The organism is Novipirellula methanifontis, from assembly GCF_052161655.1.
Lineage (GTDB): Bacteria > Planctomycetota > Planctomycetia > Pirellulales > Pirellulaceae > Novipirellula.
In genome coordinates, this window is record NZ_CP197418.1 from 1,329,410 (window position 1) to 1,354,406 (window position 24,997).

Consider the following 24,997-nt stretch of genomic DNA (forward strand, 5'->3'; position numbering starts at 1 on the left):
CGCCGTGCCTGATGAATTTCACTCGTGCCCACGTTTGGCGATGATGGCTGCGAGAAACGCGTCGAGGTCCTCTCGCCGGTAATACCGATACCCAGTTACCGGATGCCGTGTCGGTACGAGTCGGCCGGATTTATCCCAGTTTCGTAGCGTTTCCGACGTCACGCTCAGGTACTCGGCCGCTTCGCCTACGCGAAGCAGCCCGTCGAGCTTGCCCACCATTGATTTGACACCCATTTCACCACCTTCCAAACCTTACAAACATTGAAGCGTTATCAAATTGAAGGCAGCGAAGTGGTTTTCGTCAATTCCCCCCGGCTTTTTCCGTTGATTTCGTCATCGAATACCTCGATTTCCAACGGATTGGAGTGCAAATGATTGGGCGTGATTACGCGGTAAGGGGAAAGACCCTCCGATTACAGCGTCGCAAGATCGAGATTTCGGATGCGGGATCCGTAATATTGCTTGTATCGGACTTTGCGTTGTAAATCGCGGATGATGGCGACGGTGAAGTCGACTCCCGTCAAGTGTTGGCTGCTGCCGAGTCCGCCAGGGCTAAACACGTTGATTTCCATCAACTTGTCGTCGACGATATCCAGACCGACTAAGAACATGCCATCGCGGACGAGTTTGGGACGCACCATTTCGACCAATTCAAGCATTTGGTCGGTCACTTCGGCTGCCTCGCTCTTGCCTCCCGAGTGCATATTGCTCCTCGCGTCGCCCGTTTTGTTGACTCGGCGAAATGCGGCATACGAGCCTTCGTGCCATAGCGGGCGTCCATTCATCACAAACAGTCGGACATCGCCATCGACCGCAGCTGGCAAATACTCTTGGACGATGCAGTAACCATCACGTAGCACCGCTTCGATCATTTGGTTGCGGTTTGCTTTTTCGTCTTCATTGATCAGAAACACGCTTTGACCACCGGAACCCTGCAGTGGTTTGATTACCACTTTGCCGTTTTGCGATTCAATAAACGAATTGATCTGTTTGACGTCACGACTGATGCAGGTTTTAGGGCGGACTTCTTCGGGAAAATGCTGGAAGTAAGTTTTGTTGATCGCATTGGCTAGATTTTCGGGATCGTTCAAGACGATCACCCCTCGCGCCGCAGCGAGTTGTCCAAACAAGATGCCACTAGTTTGAGCCCATGAACGCTCTGCCGCGTCGTCCGATGGGTCGTTCCGAAGTAGCAGGACGTCGAGGTCGTCAAGCGATATCGTCACACTGTCGGATTCTTTATCCTGCAGTTCACCGATAAAATCTTCGAGGGATTCATAACGTTCCCCATTGACCGTGCGGGCGGACGCGTGAATGGCTCCATCGGGTGCGTATACAAAATCACCCACGCCGAGCGTGTAGGCTTGATGTCCCATGTTCACGGCGGTCATCGCTAGCCGCGTCGTCGTGTACGCGGCTTGTTCGGTCATTACGTCATTTACTACAAATCCAATCTTCATCGGTCGGTCTCCATAAGATCAAGGACCGACTTGCCCCGACAGGCTTCGAGCCGATCACGGATGCGAGTGTCGTTCCAGAAACGAGGTAAAATGCGTGGAGGAGTAATGATTCCGCGTCGCCGCAGTTCTTGTACGTACGGCACGTGTTGCAAACCAATCTTGCCCACGTACAACGGTTCAATTTCGTGCCCCGTCGCCAAGTAATCGAGCAAATCACGCAGCCCACGCAGATAGATCAGATCCTTGGTGTAGCCTCCGCCCCGATACACTCGAAGGGTGGTGGTGAAGGAGGTGTGCGGAGCAAAACGGTGTTTTTTGTGGAGCAAGCGGAACGTTTCCACAAACGAGTTTCCGGCGGTCATTGAATCGACTGCAATCACTCGTGCGGCCAGAGTTCGCAATCGTCGTTTGGTCAACCCACCGCACAAGTATTCAGCCAACACGGCCAAGCCTTCCTGCAATTCTTCGTAGCCCGCCAACCCCGCGTACAATTGTTGAAACGGTTGACAGCGACCATTGAAATACGTCAGCAGATGGGTGCCGATCTCGTGATGCAATAACGATTCCACTCGTTTCGCCGCGAGTTTAATCTTGCTTGAGATTAGCAACCGGCCTTGCGATACCATGATTCCCGAGGCGATTGAATCTGATATCTGTACGGTCGCAGTGAACTCGTTCATTTTGGTGTGGTAGTAGTCGATTTCATCATGCGCTCGTTGAATGATTTCGCTGCTGGTGATGCAGCGAGCCGATTTCGATTTAGGTTTTGGGTTGGGCGGGATCGTTCGTAGGATGTCTGTGGCCAGCGTGATCAGGGCGTCTTCGGGGCGACCATACAATTGCAGACTGGTGCTCAAAAACGACGAGGGATGCGACAAAGGCTTTGACGTTTCGGGTTGGTCGAGATCTCGCAAAGCAGTCAACTGCCGATCCACCTCATTTTGCTTTTCCCAGAACAGAAGAGCCAATGTTGGATCTTCGACACGTTCAATTTCAATGTCGAACAGGCGACGTTTGAGCACGTTCGGGTGGTATGGCAACGGGCGGTAATACAGCGTCGGTAGCTCGCGATAGTGATTGTCGCGAAATTGCTGCCAAGCTTCGTCCGCATTGGTCGGCGTGACTTGCAACAAAAAGTCGAACGATTCGGAGACGCTGCAGAGCTGTTGGTCGATTAATCGGGTGGCTTTGACCAGCGAGGATGGCCCTAGTGATTCGAAGTGAACCTTGGTCGATTGGTTTTGGCTGCCCGTGAATTCCGCAATCATCTTGCGCAGGGCTGTCGCCAATTGACGTCGAAACGATTGCAAGACGACGGGATAGAGCGAGCCGTTGCGAGAATCGCGATACACCGGTTTCACCGCGATACCGATCGTGCAGCAACCCGCATCGGCGTCGCTGGAGCACTGCGGGGCGAGCGATTGGGTGTTGGGCGGTCCGACAATATTGTCGCTTCGCTCCACGACGGTGCCTCGGCGTCCGTGCACTGAAATTTCTTTGAGCGAATTCCGCAGCACTTCGATGGTCGACGGCAATGCGTCCAAATCAGGTGAGACAATTTCGAAGCCCGGACGCGAGGGTTGCCCGGCGTTCAGGGCGTCGGAACTCCATATTTCAACGAACAGGAACGTGCCAAAGTGTTCCTGCATGACGCCGCGAATGGCTGTCGTCAACGTCGTTAGCCCTGTGTGATATTGCGGATCGGCAGACGCAAACAGATATGCCGCCTCCGTGGTTACCAATTCACGCGTCCCCGCGTCTTCGCGATCGACCGGCGAGCGATAAACACACAAAAATGGAAGCTGGCGATCGAATTTTAGACGCCCATCCCCTGGCAGCGACCGTCGTACCCGTTCATTTTTTGACAGCCGAGCGCATGCGGCATCCGTGATCGCATCGAACTCAGATTCGACTGGATCGCGATTGTCTTGATGTGGCGTGCTGGATTGTTTCACAGTTGTCTCAATGCGGTTTGGACGCCCGGCAATGTTGACTCTAACGCCTTGTAGATACAGTCGACCTCGTCGGGGTTGACTTCGCCTTCCCATTCATCCATGAAGAATTTCTTAAACTCGATCGCAATCGAGCAAGCTTGTTTGGGAAAGGTTTTATGAATCCACTCGCCGAAATGGCCACCTTGGAACTTGACGTTTTCGCGGACATCCAAGTGGCGGCCGTGAAAGTCGTACTTACGCAGTTCGCTGATAAACTGGTCGACGACCGGTGCCCAAAATTTACGATCCATTGTCCCGGTGCCGATGTTGACTTCGGGGTTTTTACGTGGGTCTGCGGGCGGTGCGTCCGCTCCTTCGCGACGATGGTTGTAAGTGTGCAAGTCATAGACGACGACGCGGCCATGCTCTTCGATCAGATCACGCAGTAAGTCTTCGACGTCTTGGTAAAACTCGTCGTATTCACGCAGCGATGCTTCGATCATTTTGGGATCCGGTGGCGTGTCCCAGACCTCCATCCCCCACGCATCGGCGGGCGTTTCGTAGACCGCCTTGTCACGCGGCCGATTAAGGTCCACTTCGAAACGTGACCGCAGACCAACAATTTGAGTCTTGGCGATTTGCGTCCATTCGCCCGTGATTGGGTCTTCTTCTCGTTGCTGTTCGTCTTCGTCGATCGCCAACCGCTGCTCAACACTCCGACGAGTGTCATGCCCGTTGTGAACCGCCGCTGCAACGATGGGACTGGATCCTCGTTGGAAGATGCAGTGAGGTTGAAGTGCCACGTGTAGAGCTCCCTTCCTTTGACGAGAAACGAGGAACCGAAACAAATGTTCGTAATTGCGAAAATGGCAAATTGTGTACCACTCGCAAAAATCTCGGCGCACGCACTCCGACTAGGTGGCGACGAAGAATGGTTTAGCGGGCTTTTTGCCTTGTTTTGCTCGACTCCGCTGCCTGCTGTTAAATCAAGCTGGCAGCTTTGCGTTCAAAACGAGTGAATTGCCCCTCGATTTAGAGGCAAAATCGGCGTCGGCACACCGTTTGCCTTATTGAGTGTTGTTGGATTGACGACCCGCGATCCGCGGTTGTCGCAACCATGGCGTCTTATCAATTGATGCGTCTATCAGAAATAAATAACCTCTAACCGGAGTCTGCTATGAGTCTCGAAACAAAGCAAAGCCTCAACGAAGCCACTGTCAAGAAACTTCAAAAGCTGATCCGTGCAAATATTGATTCCTATGATGGATTTCGAGAGTCGGCGGAAGAGCTCAGTGATAAGAAGCTTGCGACACTGTTCCGCGAGATTGCCAATGAGCGATCGGCACTTGCAACGGAGTTGCAAAATTATGTTGAGTGGAATGGCGAGGAGGCGGAAGACGATGGTTCAGCCAGTGCCGGTGTGCACCGCGCGTGGATCAATGTCCGCAGCAAGCTAAATGGGGGCGATCCCTATGTCATTCTGATCGAAGCCGAACGCGGCGAAGATCATATCAAGAACGCTTACGAGGACGTGCTTAAGGACACTGCGGGCAGTGCGATGAACGATGTGTTGTTAGCACAATACTCGGTCGTCAAAGCAGGTCATGATAAGGTTCGCGATCTGCGTGACGCGTACAAGAATAAATAGGCGATGGAGTCCGTCATCGACAATGACACCGTAAGTTAACGGTTCCGTTGTCTGGCATGTAGTTCAAATTTTATTGTCCCTGGAGCAGCGGAGCATGCTGTTCAGAATTTTGGCTACAGTGCCAAACGGAGAATCTTGATGTACACCATTCTGATTATTCTTTTGATCTTGTTGCTTTTGGGGGCGCTGCCAACGTGGCCGCACTCCCGAAGTTGGGGTTACGCCCCTAGCGGAGCGCTAACGGTGATTGTCGTCATCGTTTTGGTGTTGCTGTTGATGGGGTATGTGTAAGGGCCTGTCTGTTGAGGCCATCCTGTTTGTTGAGACCACATCGAGTCTTGCTTCCTTTGAAAATCAATTTACCAGGTCAATGATGAAATCTCTTGCTCTTTCGATGCGGTTCCTGTTCGTTGCCGGGACACTGCTTGCTGCATTCGCGATCGTCGGATGTGAAAACAAAGAAACGCTGTTGGACGTCGATACACCCGACGGTGGCGTCGAAGTCGAGCGGTCTCTCGACACGGGGAAAATCACCGTCGACGTGGACGAGTAGAGTTCAGCGGAAGTTGAAACGAAATTAGTACAAGAAAACTCATCGGCAGCATGCCCAGCCAGGGATGCTGCCCTTTTTGCGTTGTGGCGATATCGCTGTCGTTCGAGCCGATGCAGGTGCAATCGGATGGATGTGGTGTTTGGCCCAGCAAATGCACTTGTATCGTCTAATGGATACGCCCGAGTCGGGCAGGTTTTAGTGAAACTCAAAAACGGGAGATATTGAAATGAATTGGGATCAAATTCAAGGCAAATGGAAGCAGGCCAAGGGACAGGTCAAACAGCAGTGGGGCGATCTCACCGACGATGATCTGGATCGCGTCGATGGCAAACGCGAAGAATTAGTCGGACGTGTGCAGGAGCGTTATGGCATTGCTAAAGAAGAGGCCGAACGACAAGTGCAGCAATTTGAATCGTCTTGCAATTGCTAGAATGGCGACTCTTGCTGAAGCGTGACGGGGCTAAGCGAGTGGGACGCTCCCTCGATTTCTGTGACCGTGTAAACGGAGCGAGAGGTCGACGGGGCGTCTGTGGGATAGATAGGGAAGTGTGACGACGAAAAGGATGACGGAAGGAGTGTGACAATGTTCGCACTGTGAATCGGGACCGATGTCCCACTTGAAAGAAAACACCACCAAGCTCGCCACGAGATAAGAAAATGAATGAGACAAAAACAAGCGAAGAAACGAACCCTGAAATCGAAGCCGATCTGAACGAGCTCGCCAAAATCTGTTGCCGATCGTTGGCAGGCGAGAGTGATGCGGGGATGGACCGCGCCGAGAATTTGCTGAAGTCGCTGTTGATGAGCGGTTATGCCGGGAAAAAGAACCGCTCGTTTCAAGTCGACTTTGAAAAACCGAGTCAAAGAACAGTGCCGAGATTGTGCGATGCATCGCGGCGGTGCCCTGTCGTCGATGTCGGAGAAACTGGCCAAGAAATTTGCGGATCTTGCTCGCTGGGAATCGAGAACTCCGAGCGACGCTTCGCCACCGAAAGCGGCCAACATCAGCTCGGCAACCGACGCCTAAGAATTGCTCCAGGGCGACATGTTCGCATCTTACCCGGGCCACCATACTCTCTACGGAGGTGAGCAAATTTAGGTTAATTTCGCGATTCGAAATACGCTATACTCGGTTCCATCGCACCGCGGTGTGACGGTCCAGCAATGTCACTCGGAGAAATCGCCATGTCGAACCATATCTACAAAAAGATCGAATTAACCGGGACTTCTACCACCTCAATCGAAGACGCCGTCAATAGCGCCATTGAACGTGCCGCAAAAACCGTAAAGGGGCTTCGTTGGTTTGAAGTCGTCGAGACCCGTGGCGATATCGCCGACGGTAAAGTGTCGCATTGGCAAGTGACCATCAAGGTCGGTTTCACGCTGAACGAGTAACGCCAGCGGTTCTCAGCCTATGCCAGCTAGTCCAATCACGAAGTCGCGCGTTACGATGCGGATTGAAAACGGCGATGTCCAAACCGATCCCTATTCATTTTTGAAGTGAAGTCCCATGTCAAATCACCAAGTTACTGACGCCCTGAACGAACAACTCTCTTGCGAATTGGGGTCGTGGTATTCCTATCTGGCCATGAGTGCATGGTGCGATCGTCAACAATTGACCGGCTGCGCCGGCTGGCTTCGTGCTCAAGCTCAAGAAGAGTACACCCATGCAATGAAGATCTATGACTTCTTGCTCGCTCGCGATGTCGAAGTGAACTTGACTCAAGTTGATCCGCCTCGCCAAGAATTTGTCTCCATCGTCGAGATTTTTGAGTGGGCGCTCAAGCAAGAAAAAGAGAACACCGAACGTATCGATGCGTTATTCCAGCTAGCTATGGAGCAGAAAGCGTTTGCATCCTTGGTGGAATTGCAATGGTTCATCACCGAGCAAGTGGAAGAGGAGCAGTCGGCTCGGTCCAACCTGGCTCGTATCAAGATGGTCGCCACGGATCCAGCTGCAATTCTGGATTTCGACAATATGCTTGGCGATCGAAACTTGCCCATGGACACTACGGCTCATTAAAGACGTTCGGAACAATAAATGGCGGGCGGTAGTGGACGAGGCAACGAGTCCTGCAGCTTCATTCAGCCAAACAGGACTCGTTGCCTCGTCCACTACGGAAAATGCCGCCAGCTATTCTTCCGGCGGGCGTAATACGACGAAGTCGATCGAGGGGCCAATGCAGCGGCGAGCGATCACCGTATCGGGTATCGTCCAAGGCGTGGGCTTTCGTCCCTTTGTCTGCTCGCTCGCGTCGCAGTTGCAACTCGTTGGCTTTGTCCAGAATCGATCGGGCGAAGTTCACATCGAAGCTGAAGGAAGTGCCACAGCACTGGATCTTCTTACCGAGCAGCTGCGGTCACACGCTCCTGCTCTATCGCGAATTGACCAGCTGCAATCGCAATCGATTCCGGTAGGTCACGACACTCGCTTTCAGATTGTTGACAGTCGATCGGCGCTGAGCACTGAAGTCTTTGTTTCGCCCGATGTGGCGATGTGTGTGGATTGCCGGCGTGAGCTCTTTGATCCCGCGGACCGGCGTTACCGCTATCCGTTTTTGAACTGCACCCAGTGTGGTCCCCGCCTGACGATCATCCATCGTGCGCCATACGACCGCGTGAATACGACGATGGCCAACTTTGAAATGTGCGCGGCCTGTCGTGACGAGTATCAAAATCCTTTGGACCGGCGTTTTCACGCCCAACCGATTGCTTGCCCCGATTGTGGGCCGCAGCTGCAATTGCTCGACGAGTTCGCGGTTCCAATCGAATCGGCGGACCCATTGTCGAGTTTTGTTGCGGCAATCAAGCAAGGCAAGATCGGTGCCTTGAAAGGGATCGGGGGTTACCATCTGGTCTGTCTAGCCAGTGAGGATGCGGCCGTGAATCGACTTCGCCAACGTAAGCATCGCGAGCAGAAACCGTTCGCCATCATGGTTCGCGACTGTCGGCTAGCGGAAAAGTGGTGTGTGATCGACGAAGCGGAACAGCAGCTGTTGCAATCGCCGCGGCGGCCGATCGTCTGCTTGCGAAAACGAAACGATGCAGTCGGCATCAGTAAAGCTTCGGGAATTAGTGACGGGGTTGCTCCTGGTAATGCGTTCCTTGGCGTGATGCTGCCTTACAGTCCGCTGCATGAATTGTTGTTGGATAGCATCGGGGACAAACCCATAGTGATGACCAGCGGTAATCGCAGCGACGAGCCGATTGCCTACGAGGATGCCGATGCGGCCGAACGGCTCTGCGGCATCGCGGATCAGTTCTTGGTTCACAATCGACCGATCCGTGTCCGTTGTGACGACTCCGTCATCCGCGTGATCGCGGGCCGCGAATCGCCCATTCGTCGCTCGCGAGGGTGTGCGCCGATGCCGATCAAGCTGCCGTTCCGTTGCCCGCAACCGATGCTGGCGGTCGGTGGGCAACTCAAAAACGTGTTTGCACTCGCTAGCGGGTCGAATGCATTTTTGAGTCACCACATGGGCGACTTGGATGATTTGGCCGCATTGGATTCTTTTCAGCGTGACATTGGACTCTACGAGCAGTTATTCGGAATTGCACCACGTGCGCTAGTCCATGATTCGCATCCTGATTACGCCTCGACCACGTACGCGATCGAGCGTGCTGAGCGAGAGTCCACGCTAGCATTGGCAGTCCAACATCATCACGCGCATCTGGCTAGCTGTATGGCCGAGCACGGGATCGAAGGTGAAGTGATTGGGGTGGTCTTTGACGGCAGCGGGTTTGGTAACGATAAGACAATCTGGGGAGGCGAGTTTTTGGTCGGGGGGTACCGATCGTTTAAGCGTGCTGCTCACTTACTTCCTATCCGGCTTCCCGGTGCCGACAAAGCAACCAAGGAACCATGGCGAGTGGCATTGAGTTATTTGATGATGGCGAACTGCGACGCCGAAGCGTGGCGGAGCGAATGCAGCGAAGCCATTAGCCTCAACGAATTTAGAGTCGTTCAGCAAATGATCGATCATGGCTTCAACTCGCCTTGGACATCTAGCGCTGGCCGATTATTTGATGCCGTCGCAGCGATCACAGGTGTCCGTCAAACCGTCCACTTCGAGGGGCAAGCTGCGATCGAGCTCGAAGCGTTGGCGTTACAAGTTGACTGTGACGAAACGTACCCATTGAACTCCACTGAACGGATCGATGGTCGGACTGTTTTGCAAGAAGTGGTCGATACGCGACCGCTTATTTGCGGCGTTGTTTCCGATTGCAAAAACAAAGTCGACAAGACGTTGATAGCGCGTCGTTTTCATAACACGTTGGCAGCGATCACCGTTCAAACATGCGTCCAACTTGCGAACTCGGGTTCGGTAGATCGAATCGTTTTGAGCGGTGGCGTTTTTATGAACACGCTCTTAAGCGTTCTCGTTTCCGAGCAGTTGCGAGCCAAGGGGCTTCGCGTCTTCACACACCAGCGTGTACCAGCAAATGATGGTGGCATCTGCCTTGGTCAAATTGCTGTCGCTGCACACACATTGCCACCCTTCTCGTCACCGAAAACATTGCGTTGAAAATGTAGCAAAACAGCATTTAACATCACGCAATTTTGGCTTCGAGGTGATACGTTAGACGCTGCTAGATTTCTCAACATTATTTTAGCAAGAGCGAGTTGATGTGTCTTGGTATCCCTGGAAAGGTCGTCGAAACTTTCATCGAGCATGATGTCTTGATGGGAAAGGTTGACTTTGGCGGCGTTTTCAAACAGGTCTGTCTGAATCTGACTCCGGACGCCGAGGTTGGCAAGTATGTCATCGTACACGTCGGTTTCGCCTTGCAAGTGATTGATGAAGCGGAAGCAGAAAAGGTTTTTGAGTTTCTGCTACACATGGATGAGCTTGAGGAGCTCAGCGCCGATGAACCTGACCCTAGTGTCGAGGTTGTGCCGTGAAATTCCAAGAGGAATATCGAGACGCCGCAGCGGCAAAAAAACTGCTGCGGGCGATTAACGAAGCCGTCACCAAGCCTTGGACAATCATGGAGGTTTGTGGCGGCCAGACGCACACGATCGTTCGCTATGGCATTGATGAACTGCTGCCGAAGGAAGTCGAATTGGTACACGGTCCGGGTTGTCCCGTCTGCGTCACGCCGTTGGAATTGATCGACAAGGCGCTTGAAATCGCTTCACGCGACGACGTTATTTTTTGTTCGTTTGGTGACATGTTGCGAGTCCCCGGCAGTCGTCGTGATCTGTTTGACATCAAAGCCTGCGGCGGCGACGTGCGGATTGTCTATTCGCCGCTGGATTGCTTGAAGATCGCCGAACAAAATCCCGATCAAACAGTCGTCTTTTTTGCAGTCGGATTTGAAACGACGTCGCCCGCTAACGCGATGGCGGTTTGGCAAGCCAAGAGACGAGGGATCGATAATTTTGCCGTACTGGTGTCGCACGTTTTGGTGCCACCGGCGATGGAAACGATTCTGTCGTCACCGACCAATCGGGTTCAAGGTTTCCTCGGTGCCGGACATGTCTGTTCGGTGATGGGCTACGAAGAATACGAGCCGTTAGCCGATCGCTATCAAATTCCCATTGTGGTGACGGGGTTTGAGCCTGTCGATTTGTTGGAAGGCATCTATCGCTGTGTGCGGATGCTCGAGCAAGGCAAAGTCGGTGTCGACAATCAATACGCTCGCGCGGTCCAACGCGAGGGAAGCCGCGCGGCGCAAGGACTGATCAAAGAAGTGTTTGAGGTAACCGATCGCAAATGGCGTGGCATCGGCACGATTCCCCGCAGTGGCTATCGGTTGCGAGCCGAGTACGAACACTTTGACGCCGAACAGCGTTTTTCCGTCAGCGAGATGCTGGTGTTGGAATCGAGCAAATGCATCAGCGGACTGATTTTGCAAGGCATCCACAAACCACATGAATGTCCAGCGTTCGGTAAGGAATGTACGCCCGAGCATCCTTTGGGAGCGACGATGGTTTCGTCCGAAGGAGCCTGCGCGGCCTACTACAACTACGGGCGTTTTTTGCGAAGCCACCAGTTACCCGTGTCTCCCAATGTACCCACGGAACCGGAAATCGTTCCGATATCCACTGATTGACAAACCATGACGCACGTTGCCGACTTTGACCGAATGACATGCCCGACACCTCGTAGCCAATACGAGCGTGTGCTTCTAGGGCATGGCAGTGGCGGCAAGTTGAGTTCGGATCTGATCCAGCGTGTGTTTCTGGCGGAACTCGGAAACGATGTGCTCTTGTCGTTGGAAGATTCCGCTACGCTCTCGCTTGGCACGCAAGACGACTGCCGGGATAATAAACGATTAGGGACACGAATTGCCTTTACGACCGATTCGTTTGTGGTCAAACCGCTATTTTTTCCCGGTGGTGATATTGGCAAATTGGCGGTTCACGGAACTGTCAACGATCTAGCGGTCGCTGGTGCCACGCCGCTGTACCTATCGGCGGCCTTCATTTTAGAAGAGGGATTTGCGATCGAATCGTTGCAACGGATCGTTGTCTCGATGCGTCAAGCGTGCGATGAAGCCGGGGTGACGTTGGTCACCGGCGATACCAAAGTGGTCGACCGGGGCAAAGGCGACGAGGTGTTTATCACGACAACGGGGATCGGGCTGCACTCGACAGATCGTGAATTATCGATTCACAACGCTCAGCCTGGAGACAAAATCATTGTCTCGGGAACCATCGGGGACCATGGGATAGCGATCATGTCGACTCGCGAGGGCATTGAGTTTGAAACGTCGCTGCAAAGCGATACCGCGCCGCTGAATGATTTAACGCGAACGATGTTGGACGCATGTCCGTCCATTCGCGTGATGCGTGACCCAACTCGCGGTGGTGTCTCGAGCACGCTGAATGAATTGGCGGCGGCATCGAAAGTAGGGATTTCACTGGACGAAGCTTCGATACCGGTTCGCGCGGAGGTGCATTCTGCATGCGAGATGCTCGGGCTGGATCCGATGTATGTAGCCAATGAAGGCAAATTGGTTGTGGTGGTCCCTGAACATGATTGCCTGTCACTTTTGGCGGTGATGAAGCAGCATCCGCTGGGCCGAGATGCCGCGGTGATTGGTAACGTGGTGGCGGACCATGCGGGAATGGTGGTGATGCGAAGTCTGATCGGTGGCCAACGCGTGGTGACGATGTTGGCCGGTGAGCAATTGCCGAGGATTTGCTAATGACGTGCAACTGAACCACCACGTTTTCAAGATATTGCACGATATAAACGAGGGAACTGCGTTATGAGCGAATTAAGGAAATTGCTGACGCGGTGTTATGCGAGTGACTTGAGTCCATGGGCAGCAAAGATGTCTATGGAGTGAAAATTCAAAAAGCTGTATCTTTATTACACCTATTATCAAAAGGACGATGTGATGAAAGAAGAAGATTGGAATCGACTCGAAGGTCGGCCGCACCCTAAATGCGTCAGCTTTTGTGGTCGCGATTTGCGTGTAGGCGATCGAGTCCGCGTTTGGCCCAAGAAAGAGGGTGACGGAGCGGATATCATCCTGTCTGGGAAAATTGCGATCATCGAAGAGATCGAGCAGGACTTTGAAGACAAGGTGCATCTCGCCTTGGTGATGGATGACGATCCCGGACGTGATTCTGGCATGTCGCGTCAACCGGGACATCGTTTCTTTTACCATCTCGAAGAAGTTGAACCGTTGGATCCAAATTAGGGAATTGCGGAGATTCGCCGTCGCAATCAAACGGAGGGGATCTTGAATGCATTGTCCACGCTACCTTCTGGAAACCGCACTCTCGTTGCCGGAATAGGGAATGTTTTCCTGGACGATAATGGTTTTGGAAGTACGAACACGCCATGCACGAACTCTCCATCGCATTGAGCATCATCGACATCGCCTGCGAAGAATCACATTCGCGAGGCGACGCCGGTGTGATCGCCGTGCATCTAAAGATCGGCCGCATGTCGGGGGTCGTGATCGAAGCGTTGCTGTCCGCGTTCGAGATCGCTCGCGAAGAGACGCTGCTGGCGAATGCAGAATTGAAGATCGAGGATGTGCTGGTGAAGGTTCGTTGTCCCAAGTGCGAGTGCGAACAGTTAGCGGATTCCATTCAGTGCCTGTGTTGCAGTGTGTGTGGAACACTCTCGCCTGAAATCACAGAAGGCTGCGAATTAGAGGTGGTCGCGATGGAATTGGAACCTTTGGAGCTAACGCAATGACCGATCGCCCCACAAACCATCCGCCCGACGCTCACTCGACAAGACTCGTCCAGGTCCGTACCAAAATACTGAAACAAAACGATGTTGTGGCTCGGCGGCTGCGACAACGCTTTCACGATAACCACGTATTTGTGGTCAGTTTGGTTTCCAGCCCGGGTTCGGGCAAAACCATGTTCTTAGAGCGAACGTTGGCCATGATGCGCCAGCGGGATTATCGCGTGGCAGCCCTTGTTGGCGATCTGGCAACTGAAAACGACGCCGCACGCCTCGCGAGGGCCGAAGTTCCCGTGCGGCAAATTACCACCGGCACGGTTTGTCATTTAGAAGCAGAAATGGTGGAGAAGGCAATCGAAGGTTGGCAGCTCGATGAGCTCGACTATTTGTTTATTGAGAACGTTGGCAACTTGGTTTGTCCAGCCACCTATGACTTAGGAGAGGATCTTCGTTTAGTGCTGTTTTCCACCACCGAAGGCGAAGACAAACCGCTGAAGTATCCCACCATCTTTAACACCGCCGACATTGCTGTGATCACCAAAACCGATTTGGCCGAAGTGGTTGAATTTGATGCTGCGGCGGCTCACCAAAATATCCAAGCGGTGCGTCCGGGGATGGAGATTTTGGAATTGTCTGCCAAGTCGGGAGCACAGATGGACAAGTGGCTCAGCTGCTTGGAAGCATGCCGAACCGCGTCTTCCCAATGCCATCAACTTTGAGACTAACCGTGCCGCTACCAAAGTCGATAGCGATTGTTATCGCGTCGGTCGTTTGTGGTTCAAGATGGTGCCGCATCGACCAATCTTTCGGTGTGTAGTCGACCGAATGGGGACGAAAATCGACGTCAAACCTTGGCACATCAATTGCCCTATGTAGCAAACCAGACGGGACGTGTTCCCGCTGTTCATTCATTCGAATTGCTACCTTCTGGGGACCCCTCATGCCTTACGTTAAACCTCTTGATCAATCCAATGCGCCAGCGGATTCGCAGCCTATCTTGAAGGCGATCGAGAAGAAGTTTGGTCAGTCGCTAAACATTTTTAACACGTTGGCCTATCAACCGGATGTGCTCGGTGGAGTCACCCAGATCAATGATGGGATCCAGAACGATCTACCTGACAAACTTCGCGAGCTCGCCTACTTCAAGTCGTCGCAAGTTAACGGGTGCGAGTACTGTGCGCACTACCACAAACAAGCGGCAAAGAAGGCAGGAGCCTCAGATGCTCAGATCAATGAGATCGAGAGCTATGCCACCAGTGAGGCGTTCGACGATCAAGAGAAGACGGTGTTGTTTTATGCCGAGCAACTCACCAAGACGGCGCAAGTTGATCCTGGAACCGTCGCAAAATTGAAAGAGTTTTTGGACGAGAGACAATTGGTCACCTTGGCTGCGACCGTGGCGCTTGCGAACTTTACCAATCGCTTCAACCATGGATTGGACATCCAGCTACCATGAGTGAAACTCATTTCGACCTAATCGTGATTGGGACAGGACCGTCCGCTTCGACCGTCGCCAAGAAATCGCGTGCCGAGGGAAAGCGAGTGGCTGTGATCGAGGAACGCGAATTTGGCGGTACGTGTGCCATCCGTGGATGTAATCCCAAAAAGGTCTACGTCAACGCGGCGGATTTGATCGATCGTGTCGTCGGCGGACAGGGCAAGTTGGTCGACTATCAGCAAGTCAAAATCGATTGGCAGCAGCTGCTTCGATTCAAGAAGACCTTTACCGATCCGGTGATTGAGAAAAGCGAAGCCTCATACCGCGAAAAAGGAATCGAGACCTTTTCCGGAACCGCTTCGTTTGTCGCGCCCGATACGGTTCGTGTCCGGCAACACTCGCTCACGTCGGAACGGATCTTTATTGGTGCCGGAGCACGTCCGCGTCCTCTGGGCATCCCGGGTGAGTCGCATGTGGTTCAGAGCGACGATTTTCTTAAACTGTCCGAAATTCCCAAACGCGTGGTGTTTATTGGGGGCGGTTATATCTCGATGGAATTTGCCTGTGTCGTGGCTCGCTACGGATCACGAGTCACGGTTCTGCAACAGGGCGATCAGATATTAAGCACGTTTGACGCGGATCTCGTTTCGCAACTAAGCGGTTATTGTGCGGAGCATGGTATCGAGATTCATACCCAATCCGAGGTGACCGCGATTGAGCAACGCAAGGATCAATCGTTTGTGGTGAAATACAAAAAGGCGGATCAAACCGTTTCCGTCGAGACGGACTTAGTGATCCATGGTGCGGGCCGCGTTCCGAACATCGATGGTCTCGATTTGCCAGCCGGTGAAGTCGAGTTCGGGGACAAGGGAATCAAAGTCGATGCGTCTTTGCGAAGTGTCAGCAATCCACGTGTTTTCGCAGCGGGCGATTGTGCTGACACTGGAAAACCCCAGCTGACACCCACTGCAAATGAAGAAGCGAGAATTGTGGTGAAGAATCTATTCGCGTCACAGCCTTCCCAACAACCCGAGTATGGGCACATTCCGCGGGTTGCGTTCACGGTTCCCTCGATCGCGGCCGTGGGGATGTCCGAGGCCGAGGCGCGTCAATCTCACGACGTGGATGTTCACCATGAAGACACCTCGTCGTGGGGATCGGTTCGCAAAACCGGCCAGCGATGTGCAGGTTACAAGATCCTTATTGACAAACAGACCGACTTGATACTCGGTGCTCATCTGCTCGGGCCCGCCGCCGAAGAAACGATCAATCTGTTTGCGATGGCAATGAAATTTGGTCTAACCGCAACCGATATTAAATCGACGCTTTTCGTATTCCCCACATTTGCATCGGATGTTCGTCGTATGGTCTAAACGTCGTCTCGCTAACGCAATCAATCTTGGTACGCGAGAGGACGACTGCCTCGGCCTATTGCTCAACAGGCTCACGATCGATACTCGCGTCTACTTTTTCGGCTGTTCGGTCCACAGCCTGTTTTGACTTTTCAACCAGGGCCGATGTGTCCTCTTTTACTTTTTCGGTATCGACTTGGATCGTGGGATTGCCCGAGGGTGAACTCACGCGTAGCCAACCCACCAGTACCATGATCAGTGCAAGAATTACTACTACGATTAAGACACGCATTGCGTTTTCTCCTGTCAACGAAATTTGGCGATCAGCAAACATCCTCAGTTTGCTCTCCGCTAATTCAATGCAATTGCCGTGCCGAGGGCCGATGGTCTGGCACAGACTTTGCTTGTTTTGGCCAAGCCCAACGGATGTAGTCCGCTTTACTATTGATATCGTTCATTCATCTCGGCAGCTCTCAAACAACACGCTTTTGTCTCATCTAACGGATTAACTCAATGCACGGTCAAATGGAAATCTTTGGCACGACCGATATCGGACGCAAACGCGATAAGAACGAAGATCACTTTATGATTTCGGATCTTTGCAAGTCGATGCGAGTCCACTCGACAAGCTTGGCGTTAGACCACCGTACTCGTTTGTTCGGCGAGACGCAGGGCCGATTGCTATTGGTTGCTGATGGCATGGGAGGACACGAATCCGGCGAACGAGCAAGCCAATTGGCATTGGACGGGATCGTCGACTACGTGCTGAACACACTTAGTTGGTATCTGCTTCATGAGGATATCCACAAAATAGAGGACTTTCAAAAGCATTTGAAAGCGGGGTTGCGGAATTGCCAACAGTTAATTGAGCGTGATGTGGCCTTGGCTCCTCACCGGCAAGGAATGGGGTCCACATTGACAATGGCCTACATCGCGTGGCCGCGAATGTTTCTGGTTCATGTCGGCGATAGCCGCTGTTATCTGCTTCGGGGTGGTGGGATCAAGCAATTGACCCGAGATCACACCCGTTCCTCATCCATTTTGGGACATCGTAATTCCGATGAACTTCATTCCGATAGCGAACAACCGATGACGCATTTGTTGTGGAATATGTTGGGGGGAAAAGACGAACCGCATCCCGATGCGGCTTCTCATCAGTTGCAAATCGGTGATGCGATAGTGTTGTGTACCGATGGGTTGACCCAATATGTCAACCGCAAACGAATCGCTGAACTGATTGCAAGCGACCGCCCACTTGAGAACGCATGCAACCAGGCGATTCAAGAGGCCAACGATGCGGGGGGCAGCGACAATGCTACCATCGTCGCCTGTCGCTTTCGCGAAACACGGCCGATTCAAGAAAAAGAAGCAGCCCTTGAAGTGTTGATCCCGGACGTGGATGAGTCCGTCGAGGCAACGAAAAACGAGGCAGGGAAGAACGAGGCAGTGGCGATCAAATAGGACCGTGTCACACACGCTAACTTCCGGGGGACCATTCCTCGTTTTCGCTTGCCGATGCAACTCGATTGAGTTGACGTTCGGCACGCACGCAATTGCGTCCGTTATCTTTTGCGCAATAGAGCAGTTTGTCGGCTCGGTCGAACCAGCTTTTTCGCGTGTCGTTACTTCGCAAGATCGCAACACCGAACGAAGCCGTGATTTGGTGCAACGATTGGCCGCTCGCCTGATGTTTAAAGCGATGAGTGGACAGTGAACTTCGGATGGCTTCAGCGTATTGCAACGCTTCGCCTGCTGAAGTCACTCGCAAAAAAACGCCAAACTCATCACCTCCATAGCGAGCCACGGTGGCATTACCTTCGACGGACTGAATTTTCGCGGCGATGAATTTTAACAAGCTGTCGCCGACCGAGTGGCCAAGGCTGTCGTTGACCTTCTTGAACCCATCAAGATCCACCAAAATCAGTGCTGCTTCACCTTTCGTGTCTGTTCCCAGGCTACGGATTGCAGTTTCCATCAGTGCGTCAAAACATCGACGATTGCCGACTCCGGTCAACGGGTCCGTCATGGTCGACCGCTGAGACGCAACGAGTTCTTTTTGCAGGTGATTGATTTGCCCTTGCGACTGTTTCAATTGGGCCTTCATCGAATCCAACTGAGATTGCATCGTCGCATTGCTTGCGATGATTTCGGTGACACAGGCTTTTATCTTTTCGGGCGTGATATTCGCCGCCGTCAAATCTCGATTCGCGTGGTCGATCGAATGTCCGAGTTCTTCCCCGGCATGCATCTGGCGATCGATCGCCACCACTAATTCCTGAAGCTCTGCTTCTAATTGGGTGCTGATCTGGGTGCTTAGTTCTGCGTGGGACGGTTGGCAAAATTGTCGATGCAACGCTTCAAGCTGCTGCGTCGATACCGTCTTGGCTTCATCGACCGCACAGCTTAGCTGCTCACGGATCTCAGGACTTCGCCCTTCTGCATATCGATACCAAACTTCATAGACATTAGGAGTTGGCGGTGTTTGGAATCGGCCTACGAATTGGAGAGCCTTTTTAGCAATCGTTAAGGCGTGGTCGAAGTTCGGGGCTGACTCAGTGGCGGATGATTCGGATGTCACGCAATAAAACTCTTGAAAATAAACATGTTGCTAAGGTATTCACTCAAAATTTCACTGTGTCTGTCACCGCAAAGACGACGTGCTCGGTGATTCCCCGAGCCGGTACCCAGTGTGTTTGCGGCTCAGACTCCTCCGCAGATGAAGGTGATGGCTGTATTTAATCATGATGCGATTAAGGGGACAACAACAGTAAGCCCTCAGTCTGAGGGGTGAGGGCGACGACCGCCGCAGCCGAACCGCCTTCGGATTAAATCTCACCTCACTCCTCGTCGCTCTCGACGTTTTGTCGTCTGCAACGGTACGGCAGCTTTAGAAAACGGCCTTGCCACTTCACGATCGGAAGAATCGTACATTCAGCAAAAGTTTGGATCATCATCGAAGATGAATTTTTGATTAAGAAATGGATTGAGATATGTGAGGGTGTCCCCCTGCGGAAGGGGCTTGGCGTGTTTCGAGTGAAGTCGTCTGACGCGTGACGTTCGTTGCCCACGGTGATCTGTGAGAGGACTAAGTTATTTCCTCAACCGAAATTGCTTGCGTGAACCCGAAGGGGTTAGCCTGGAATCCATTGTCTTATCTGTCGATTCAGTGCGGAAACCCGCCTGTTTTGTTGGTCTCTACAAATTGCAACCTAAGTTCTTTTAGCGTTTCTCAGCTCGTTAGGCGGGGGCGTTTTGAAACTATTCGGAATTCTCGCGGGGGGCAAGCTGTGAGTTCGTGTCTGCGATTTGGCGTCGTCAAATCAAATGAAGATCGCTGCATATCGAATACGAACGTCTTGGTCGGGGCGGTCTGCGTCCTGTTGTTGCTGGCTTCTCGAGCGAATGCTGCGGACATGTCCCCCACCTCTGGTGATTCAGGTTCCCTCGCGAGTTGCTGCAGCGATGGTGATTGCTGGACGATCGCCATCGCTGCAGGCGGTGAGCGTGAATTTCGCGCCGAGGGCGTCGCCACGTTTTTCTCGAAACTGGTTGACACCCGCGATTTTCCAGCGCGTTGGTACTGTGGCACATGGTCGTCCGATGTGGGGTGGCTACACATCGTTTCGGATATCGCGATCTTCGGCGCCTACTTTGCCATTCCCCTTGTATTGATGGGGTTTTTGCTTCATCGTCGCGACTTGCCTTTTCCCCGAGTGATTTGGTTGTTTGCCGCATTCATTCTTTCCTGTGGCATCACGCATCTGATCGAAGCTGGAATCTTTTGGTGGCCGGTATATCGGTTGTCAGGATTGATGAAGGCTTGCTCGGCGGTGATCTCTTGGGCCACTGTACTGATGCTCGTTCGCGTGACGCCGGCCGCTCTAAAAATTCCCTCGGCCGCGCTGCTCACCAAGCAGTTACAGCGGGGTAAAGAGCGGCTCAGTTTAGCGTTAGAAGCGGGATGTGTCGGCATCTGGGAATGGGATCTCAATACCGATACGTTTACCTGGGACAGCACAACGCGTCAGATCTTAGGGGTCGATCCCGATGTGAAAATCGACTTCGAGCTATTCGTCGCAGCACTTCATCCCGACGATCGCGACCGGGTCTCCAAGCTTGTCAATGAAAGTCTTCGCACCGGATGTCGTTACGACACCCAATATCGTGTGTTGCATCGTGATGGGACTACTCATTACGTCCGTGCCAAGGGGACGGTTGTTTATGGCACTAACGCCAAGCCAGAACGATTTGTTGGCGTTTGTCTCGACTTCACACAACAGCAACTTCAAGATGACGCGGTCTGGGAGAGTCAGAACAACTTTCAAAGCACATTCGAACAGGTCGCGATGGGGATTGCTCATGTATCACCCATCGGTCAATGGTTATGTGTCAATAAAGGACTTTGCGACATTTTGGGATATAGCAGCGAAGAGTTGTTGCAGTTTACGTTTCAAGATCTCACGCACCCGGATGATCTGAATGCCGACTTGGATAAAGTGCAGTTTCTGCTCGACGGGCGCATTGATTCCTATTCAGTGGAAAAACGCTATCTCCGCAAGGACGGAAGTCAGGTTTGGGGAAAGCTGACGGTCTCGTTGGTGCGTGATGTGACGGGCAACCCCAAACACTTTATCGCGGTGGTTGAGGATATTCAGCAGCGAAAAGACGCCGATGAAAAACTGCGTGACTATACCTCGCAAATCCGCAAGCTGTCGTTGGTCGCAAGTAAGACCAAACATTCGGTGGTGATCTGTGATTCCGAAGGGCGAATCGAGTGGGTGAACGATGCGTTTACACACTTGACCGGCTACACCTTGGAGGAAGTGTTAGGGCAATATCCTAGCAATTTATTGAAAGGCCCCGAGACCGATCCCAGCACAATTAATTTGATCAACGAAACGGTGAAACGTGCTGAAAGCGTCGCGGTAGAAATTATCAATTACAACAAGTCGGGCGAGAAATATTGGATTGATTTGACGATCGATCCCGTCTTTGACGAACAAGGTAAATTGACTCAGTTTATTGGGACGCAGGTCAATATCTCCGAGCGAAAGAATGCCGAAATCGCTATGCGGCAACAGCAACAACGCTTCGAGCGATTCTTGCGATCGGACATTGTTGGGATTGCGATGGTTCACCTCGATGGCGAAGTCGTACAGGCCAATGATGAAATGCTTCGCATCGTCGGTTGTTCGCGTGCTGAATTAGAAAAGGGGGTACTGGATTGGCGAGAAATGACCCCCAACGAATACCTGCCTCGTGACGAACAGGCAACGACGGAACTGCTGGCTACCGGCGCCGTCAAACCTTATGAGAAAGAGTTGATTCGTAAAGACGGAACGCGTGTGCCTGTCGTGATTGGCGCTACCCAGATTGATGAGGAAGACGATCTGACGCTCTGTTTCGTACTGAATGCAACGGCGCAAAAAGAATCCCATGCAAAATTGCAATCGGCAAAACGTGTTGCTGAAAAGGCCAACTTGGCCAAAAGCGAGTTTCTTGCTGCGATGAGTCATGAGCTGCGCACACCGTTAAACGGGGTGATCGGAATGACCGAGTTGCTTGCCGAAACGGGACTCGATGCTCGGCAACAACGATTTGTCAACGCATGCCAATCGAGTGGCAAAGCATTGATGACGTTGATCAACGACATCCTGGATTTCTCGAAAATCGAGGCAGGACATCTGGAATTGGATCAGCATCGTTTCGATTTGCTGGAACTGCTCGATGATATCATGGCATTGATGCCAATGCGTTTGGCCGGCAAGCAGATCGATTTACTTTACCATTTAGATCACCCTTCGACATTGATATTGTCCGGCGACAGCAACCGTTTGCGCCAAGTGCTGGTGAATCTGATTGGCAACGCAATCAAATTCACCGATCGAGGCGAAGTCACGCTGCTTGCCGAGCCACAGCAGTTGACTGATAGCGAGACGACCATCCGGTTTTCGATCACCGATACCGGGATTGGGATTCCTCAAGATCGCATCCATCGCTTGTTCCAAGCGTTCTCACAGATGGACAGCTCAACCAGTCGCCGCTATGGCGGCCCTGGGCTGGGGCTTTCGATCAGCAAAGGGCTCGTCGAGCTGATGGGCGGCACCATGGGGGGACGCAGCAAAGAGGGTGTGGGTTCAGAGTTTTGGTTTACGTTGACGTTCAAACGACTTCATGATGCGCAACGCGTGCCGATGTATCCCTTACCACGGAACTGACTCCTGATGTTTGGTGTGTCCGCTATGTCTCACTGATGTGTGGCAATCTGCACACTCAGTGGCTGTGGCGACAACACAAATGTAGCTAAGCAGGCTGTTCGTTATATACCGGTGAAACGTCGATCCTTTCGTGAGCCGACGGCGCTAGCCGCGGTGAGCGTCAATATTGTAGGAAATATGCCCGCGGCTAGCGCCGTCGGCTCAGATCAATATGTGGTATGACTCATATTGACCTGCTTAGGACGCATCCCAATCGAGCTCGTCGTCGATCGTCATTCGTTGGCACTCTAGTTGCTTGCTAAATGTAGCCAAGCCAAGGAGACCGCTGATGCAAAAGGTCCTGCTCGCCGTAGATGGTTCGGAAGTTTCGAACGAAGCTGCAAGATGGGTTTCGTATTTACCACATCGAAATCGTTGGGACGTGACCGTTCTGAGCGTGGTTCAGCTTCCGCTGGTTCACGATGATGATCCGATGCTCGGAGTGTTTGAAAAAGCGTGTGGTCAAGACCGTGAATTTGCGGTGGAAACATTTCGCAAAATTCAGCCGATGTTTGATGGTACAAGCTTTTCGATTCGACATCGGATTGAAAGTGGATGTGCGAATGAAACGATCATCGAAGTCGCCAAGCAGATCGACGCGGATCTGATTGTCGTCGGCGCCAAAGGTCGCTCGCAAATCAGTCGGGTGTTGTTGGGCAGCGTCAGTGATCACGTGGCGACCCATGCTCATTGCAGTGTCTTAGTGGTGCGAGGATCAGAACGACACGGATATGACCAAGGGTTTCGAGTCTGTTTGGCGTATGGAGTCGACGCGTCTGCGCGATCAGGATTGCAAGAGATGGCCGAGATTGCTTGGCGGAGCGATACTGAATTCCATGTGCTGTCGATCGCCTCGTACTTGCATGATTTTTTTGGTCTGCTGCCAGAGGATTCTCAAATCGTCCGGCAATACCACGAGAATTTGAATCACGCCAACGATCAACTATTGGTAGTGGCACCCCAAACGCAAACCCACTTGGTCGAGAATGAACATGTGGGAGAAGGAATCGTGACGTTTGCTGAACAACATGCCATTGACATGGTGATTGTCGGCGAAAAACCACGCAATGGAATGAGTCGCTTTTTGTTGGGCAGTACTTCGCGGTATGTCTTGCGTCACGCCGAGTGTAGTGTTTGGATAGCGCGTAACCATCAAGTGCGGGAAGACGAACCCGTGCTAGCGAATTCACCGACGGCATTTGTGTAAAACAGGGTCACGAATCAACATCGAACTGAGCGGTCTTCATGAAACGTTTCAAACGAATCTTGTGCTACATCGGAACGGATTCCAACGAAGCGGCTCTGTCGCGGGCGGTTAGTTTGGCGATCCGTAATGATGCGTCGTTAACGATCATGGATGTAATCAAGCCAATCCCCAAAGGGATCGCCATGGTCGACAACACGACGGCGTCCGACGAACTGCAGGTCATGATGGTCAATGACCACGAACATGCACTGCTGGCACGGTTGGCTGAATACGCGGACACGGCGGTTCCGATTGAATTGGTGGTCGCTACCGGTGACCCCGCAACCGAAATTATCCGTCAAGTGATTTTGGCCAACATCGACTTGGTGATCAAAAACGCTGATGGTCTTTCCGCTCCTGGTTGCGCGTTTGGAAGTGTGGCACGATCGCTGCTGCGGATGTGTCCATGTCCGGTTTGGTTGTTGAAGCCGGAAATTCATGGAGCATTCGATCGAGTGTTGGCCGCGATCGACTTGGACGCGGACGACGATGTTCATCGGAATCTCAATCACGATATTCTCAAACTCGCATCGTCGATCTCACAAGCGGAACAGGCTCAATTGCATCTTGTCGCTGCTTGGGGATTGTGGATGGAAGGTCCGTTGCGTAAGCGGATGGGAGACGAAACCGTCGATCAAATGGTGACACTTCAGCAAGCCAAAGTACGACACACATTGGATGAACTGATTTCTACCGTTGGTTCTGACGGCCAAGATGTCCAGATTCACTTGCATCGAGGCGATCCATCCGAAGTCGTTCGCAGTGTTGCCGACACGATTGAAGCCGATTTGATGGTGATGGGGACTGTGTGTCGAACCGGGGTGTCCGGGATGCTGGTGGGCAGTACTGCCGATACCATCTTTTCCGAACTTGGCTGCTCCATGCTCGCAATTAAACCCGCAGGTTTTGTTTCACCGATTCAAGTCGCAACCAGCGTTTGACACATCAAAAAC

26 protein-coding genes are annotated in these 24,997 nt (G+C 52.5%); 20 read left to right on the top strand and 6 right to left on the bottom strand.

Features of this window, described 5'->3' with window-relative positions; genetic code table 11:
- Positions 1–18: 18 nt before the first annotated feature.
- From SH528x_RS04595 to SH528x_RS04610, 4 genes are all read right to left on the bottom strand, one after another.
- Entirely contained in the window at positions 19–234 is a 216-nt protein-coding gene (locus tag SH528x_RS04595) for a MerR family transcriptional regulator (protein ID WP_442509350.1), read from the bottom strand.
- Between the two features lie 179 nt (positions 235–413).
- A complete protein-coding gene (locus tag SH528x_RS04600; RefSeq protein ID WP_442509351.1) occupies positions 414–1,460 on the bottom strand; it encodes a glutathione synthetase in 1,047 nt (348 codons plus the stop codon).
- Positions 1,457–3,415 (bottom strand): flavohemoglobin expression-modulating QEGLA motif protein, encoded by a 1,959-nt coding sequence (locus tag SH528x_RS04605; protein WP_442509352.1) that lies wholly within the window; start codon positions 3,413–3,415, stop codon positions 1,457–1,459. Before SH528x_RS04605 ends, SH528x_RS04600 begins: the two co-directional genes overlap by 4 nt.
- A complete protein-coding gene (locus tag SH528x_RS04610) occupies positions 3,412–4,197 on the bottom strand; it encodes an N-formylglutamate amidohydrolase (RefSeq protein ID WP_442509353.1) in 786 nt (261 codons plus the stop codon). The genes SH528x_RS04605 and SH528x_RS04610 overlap by 4 nt, the downstream gene beginning before the upstream one ends.
- A 374-nt stretch (positions 4,198–4,571) precedes the next feature.
- Between SH528x_RS04610 and SH528x_RS04615 the strand changes: the two genes are divergently transcribed.
- The 16 genes from SH528x_RS04615 (at position 4,572) to SH528x_RS04690 (ending at position 16,562) form a co-directional block, all read left to right on the top strand.
- Positions 4,572–5,042 carry a PA2169 family four-helix-bundle protein gene (locus tag SH528x_RS04615; RefSeq protein WP_442509354.1) on the top strand — a complete coding sequence of 157 codons (471 nt, stop codon included), beginning with the start codon at positions 4,572–4,574 and terminating at the stop codon, positions 5,040–5,042.
- A gap of 138 nt (positions 5,043–5,180) precedes the next feature.
- Positions 5,181–5,333: a DUF3309 family protein gene (locus SH528x_RS04620; RefSeq protein WP_442509355.1), complete on the top strand. Its 153-nt coding sequence runs from the start codon at positions 5,181–5,183 to the stop codon at positions 5,331–5,333.
- A 79-nt stretch (positions 5,334–5,412) separates the two neighbouring features.
- Complete coding sequence (locus SH528x_RS04625; RefSeq protein ID WP_442509356.1) at positions 5,413–5,595, top strand: hypothetical protein; 183 nt, start codon at positions 5,413–5,415, stop codon at positions 5,593–5,595.
- 226 nt (positions 5,596–5,821) lie between these two features.
- Positions 5,822–6,025, top strand: coding sequence for a CsbD family protein (locus tag SH528x_RS04630; RefSeq protein ID WP_442509357.1), 204 nt, complete (start codon positions 5,822–5,824; stop codon positions 6,023–6,025).
- A gap of 227 nt (positions 6,026–6,252) precedes the next feature.
- Entirely contained in the window at positions 6,253–6,684 is a 432-nt protein-coding gene (locus SH528x_RS04635) for a hypothetical protein (protein WP_442509358.1), read from the top strand.
- Positions 6,685–6,780: 96 nt separating this feature from the next.
- A complete protein-coding gene (locus tag SH528x_RS04640; RefSeq protein ID WP_442509359.1) occupies positions 6,781–6,990 on the top strand; it encodes a dodecin in 210 nt (69 codons plus the stop codon).
- A gap of 115 nt (positions 6,991–7,105) precedes the next feature.
- A complete protein-coding gene (locus SH528x_RS04645; RefSeq protein ID WP_442509360.1) occupies positions 7,106–7,618 on the top strand; it encodes a ferritin in 513 nt (170 codons plus the stop codon).
- Between the two features lie 31 nt (positions 7,619–7,649).
- A complete protein-coding gene (gene hypF, locus SH528x_RS04650) occupies positions 7,650–10,121 on the top strand; it encodes a carbamoyltransferase HypF (RefSeq protein ID WP_442509361.1) in 2,472 nt (823 codons plus the stop codon).
- A gap of 101 nt (positions 10,122–10,222) precedes the next feature.
- Positions 10,223–10,498: a HypC/HybG/HupF family hydrogenase formation chaperone gene (locus tag SH528x_RS04655; protein WP_442509362.1), complete on the top strand. Its 276-nt coding sequence runs from the start codon at positions 10,223–10,225 to the stop codon at positions 10,496–10,498.
- Positions 10,495–11,652, top strand: a complete 1,158-nt coding sequence (gene hypD / locus SH528x_RS04660) for a hydrogenase formation protein HypD (RefSeq protein WP_442509363.1) — start codon at positions 10,495–10,497, stop codon at positions 11,650–11,652. Before SH528x_RS04655 ends, hypD begins: the two co-directional genes overlap by 4 nt.
- 6 nt (positions 11,653–11,658) lie before the next feature.
- Complete coding sequence (gene hypE / locus SH528x_RS04665) at positions 11,659–12,750, top strand: hydrogenase expression/formation protein HypE (RefSeq protein ID WP_442509364.1); 1,092 nt, start codon at positions 11,659–11,661, stop codon at positions 12,748–12,750.
- A gap of 195 nt (positions 12,751–12,945) precedes the next feature.
- Positions 12,946–13,251, top strand: coding sequence for a hypothetical protein (locus SH528x_RS04670; protein ID WP_442509365.1), 306 nt, complete (start codon positions 12,946–12,948; stop codon positions 13,249–13,251).
- Between the two features lie 143 nt (positions 13,252–13,394).
- A complete protein-coding gene (locus tag SH528x_RS04675) occupies positions 13,395–13,757 on the top strand; it encodes a hydrogenase maturation nickel metallochaperone HypA/HybF (RefSeq protein ID WP_442509366.1) in 363 nt (120 codons plus the stop codon).
- Positions 13,754–14,470, top strand: coding sequence for a hydrogenase nickel incorporation protein HypB (gene hypB, locus SH528x_RS04680; protein ID WP_442509367.1), 717 nt, complete (start codon positions 13,754–13,756; stop codon positions 14,468–14,470). The genes SH528x_RS04675 and hypB overlap by 4 nt, the downstream gene beginning before the upstream one ends.
- Before the next feature lie 221 nt (positions 14,471–14,691).
- Positions 14,692–15,207: a carboxymuconolactone decarboxylase family protein gene (locus SH528x_RS04685; RefSeq protein ID WP_442509368.1), complete on the top strand. Its 516-nt coding sequence runs from the start codon at positions 14,692–14,694 to the stop codon at positions 15,205–15,207.
- Positions 15,204–16,562, top strand: a complete 1,359-nt coding sequence (locus SH528x_RS04690; protein WP_442509369.1) for a dihydrolipoyl dehydrogenase family protein — start codon at positions 15,204–15,206, stop codon at positions 16,560–16,562. The genes SH528x_RS04685 and SH528x_RS04690 overlap by 4 nt, the downstream gene beginning before the upstream one ends.
- 55 nt (positions 16,563–16,617) lie before the next feature.
- Here SH528x_RS04690 and SH528x_RS04695 read toward each other — a convergent pair whose 3' ends face one another.
- Complete coding sequence (locus SH528x_RS04695; protein WP_442509370.1) at positions 16,618–16,833, bottom strand: hypothetical protein; 216 nt, start codon at positions 16,831–16,833, stop codon at positions 16,618–16,620.
- A 221-nt stretch (positions 16,834–17,054) separates the two neighbouring features.
- Here SH528x_RS04695 and SH528x_RS04700 point away from each other — a divergent pair, with 221 nt between their 5' ends.
- Positions 17,055–18,002: a PP2C family protein-serine/threonine phosphatase gene (locus SH528x_RS04700; protein ID WP_442509371.1), complete on the top strand. Its 948-nt coding sequence runs from the start codon at positions 17,055–17,057 to the stop codon at positions 18,000–18,002.
- Between the two features lie 16 nt (positions 18,003–18,018).
- On the opposite strand, the gene SH528x_RS04705 is transcribed toward SH528x_RS04700, so the two are convergent.
- Entirely contained in the window at positions 18,019–19,119 is a 1,101-nt protein-coding gene (locus SH528x_RS04705; RefSeq protein ID WP_442509372.1) for a diguanylate cyclase, read from the bottom strand.
- Between the two features lie 835 nt (positions 19,120–19,954).
- Here SH528x_RS04705 and SH528x_RS04710 point away from each other — a divergent pair.
- From SH528x_RS04710 to SH528x_RS04720, 3 genes are all read left to right on the top strand, one after another.
- Positions 19,955–22,759, top strand: coding sequence for a PAS domain S-box protein (locus SH528x_RS04710; RefSeq protein ID WP_442509373.1), 2,805 nt, complete (start codon positions 19,955–19,957; stop codon positions 22,757–22,759).
- A 328-nt stretch (positions 22,760–23,087) separates the two neighbouring features.
- A complete protein-coding gene (locus tag SH528x_RS04715; protein WP_442509374.1) occupies positions 23,088–24,005 on the top strand; it encodes a universal stress protein in 918 nt (305 codons plus the stop codon).
- 38 nt (positions 24,006–24,043) lie between these two features.
- Positions 24,044–24,985 carry a universal stress protein gene (locus SH528x_RS04720; protein WP_442509375.1) on the top strand — a complete coding sequence of 314 codons (942 nt, stop codon included), beginning with the start codon at positions 24,044–24,046 and terminating at the stop codon, positions 24,983–24,985.
- The last annotated feature ends 12 nt before the right edge of the window (positions 24,986–24,997 follow it).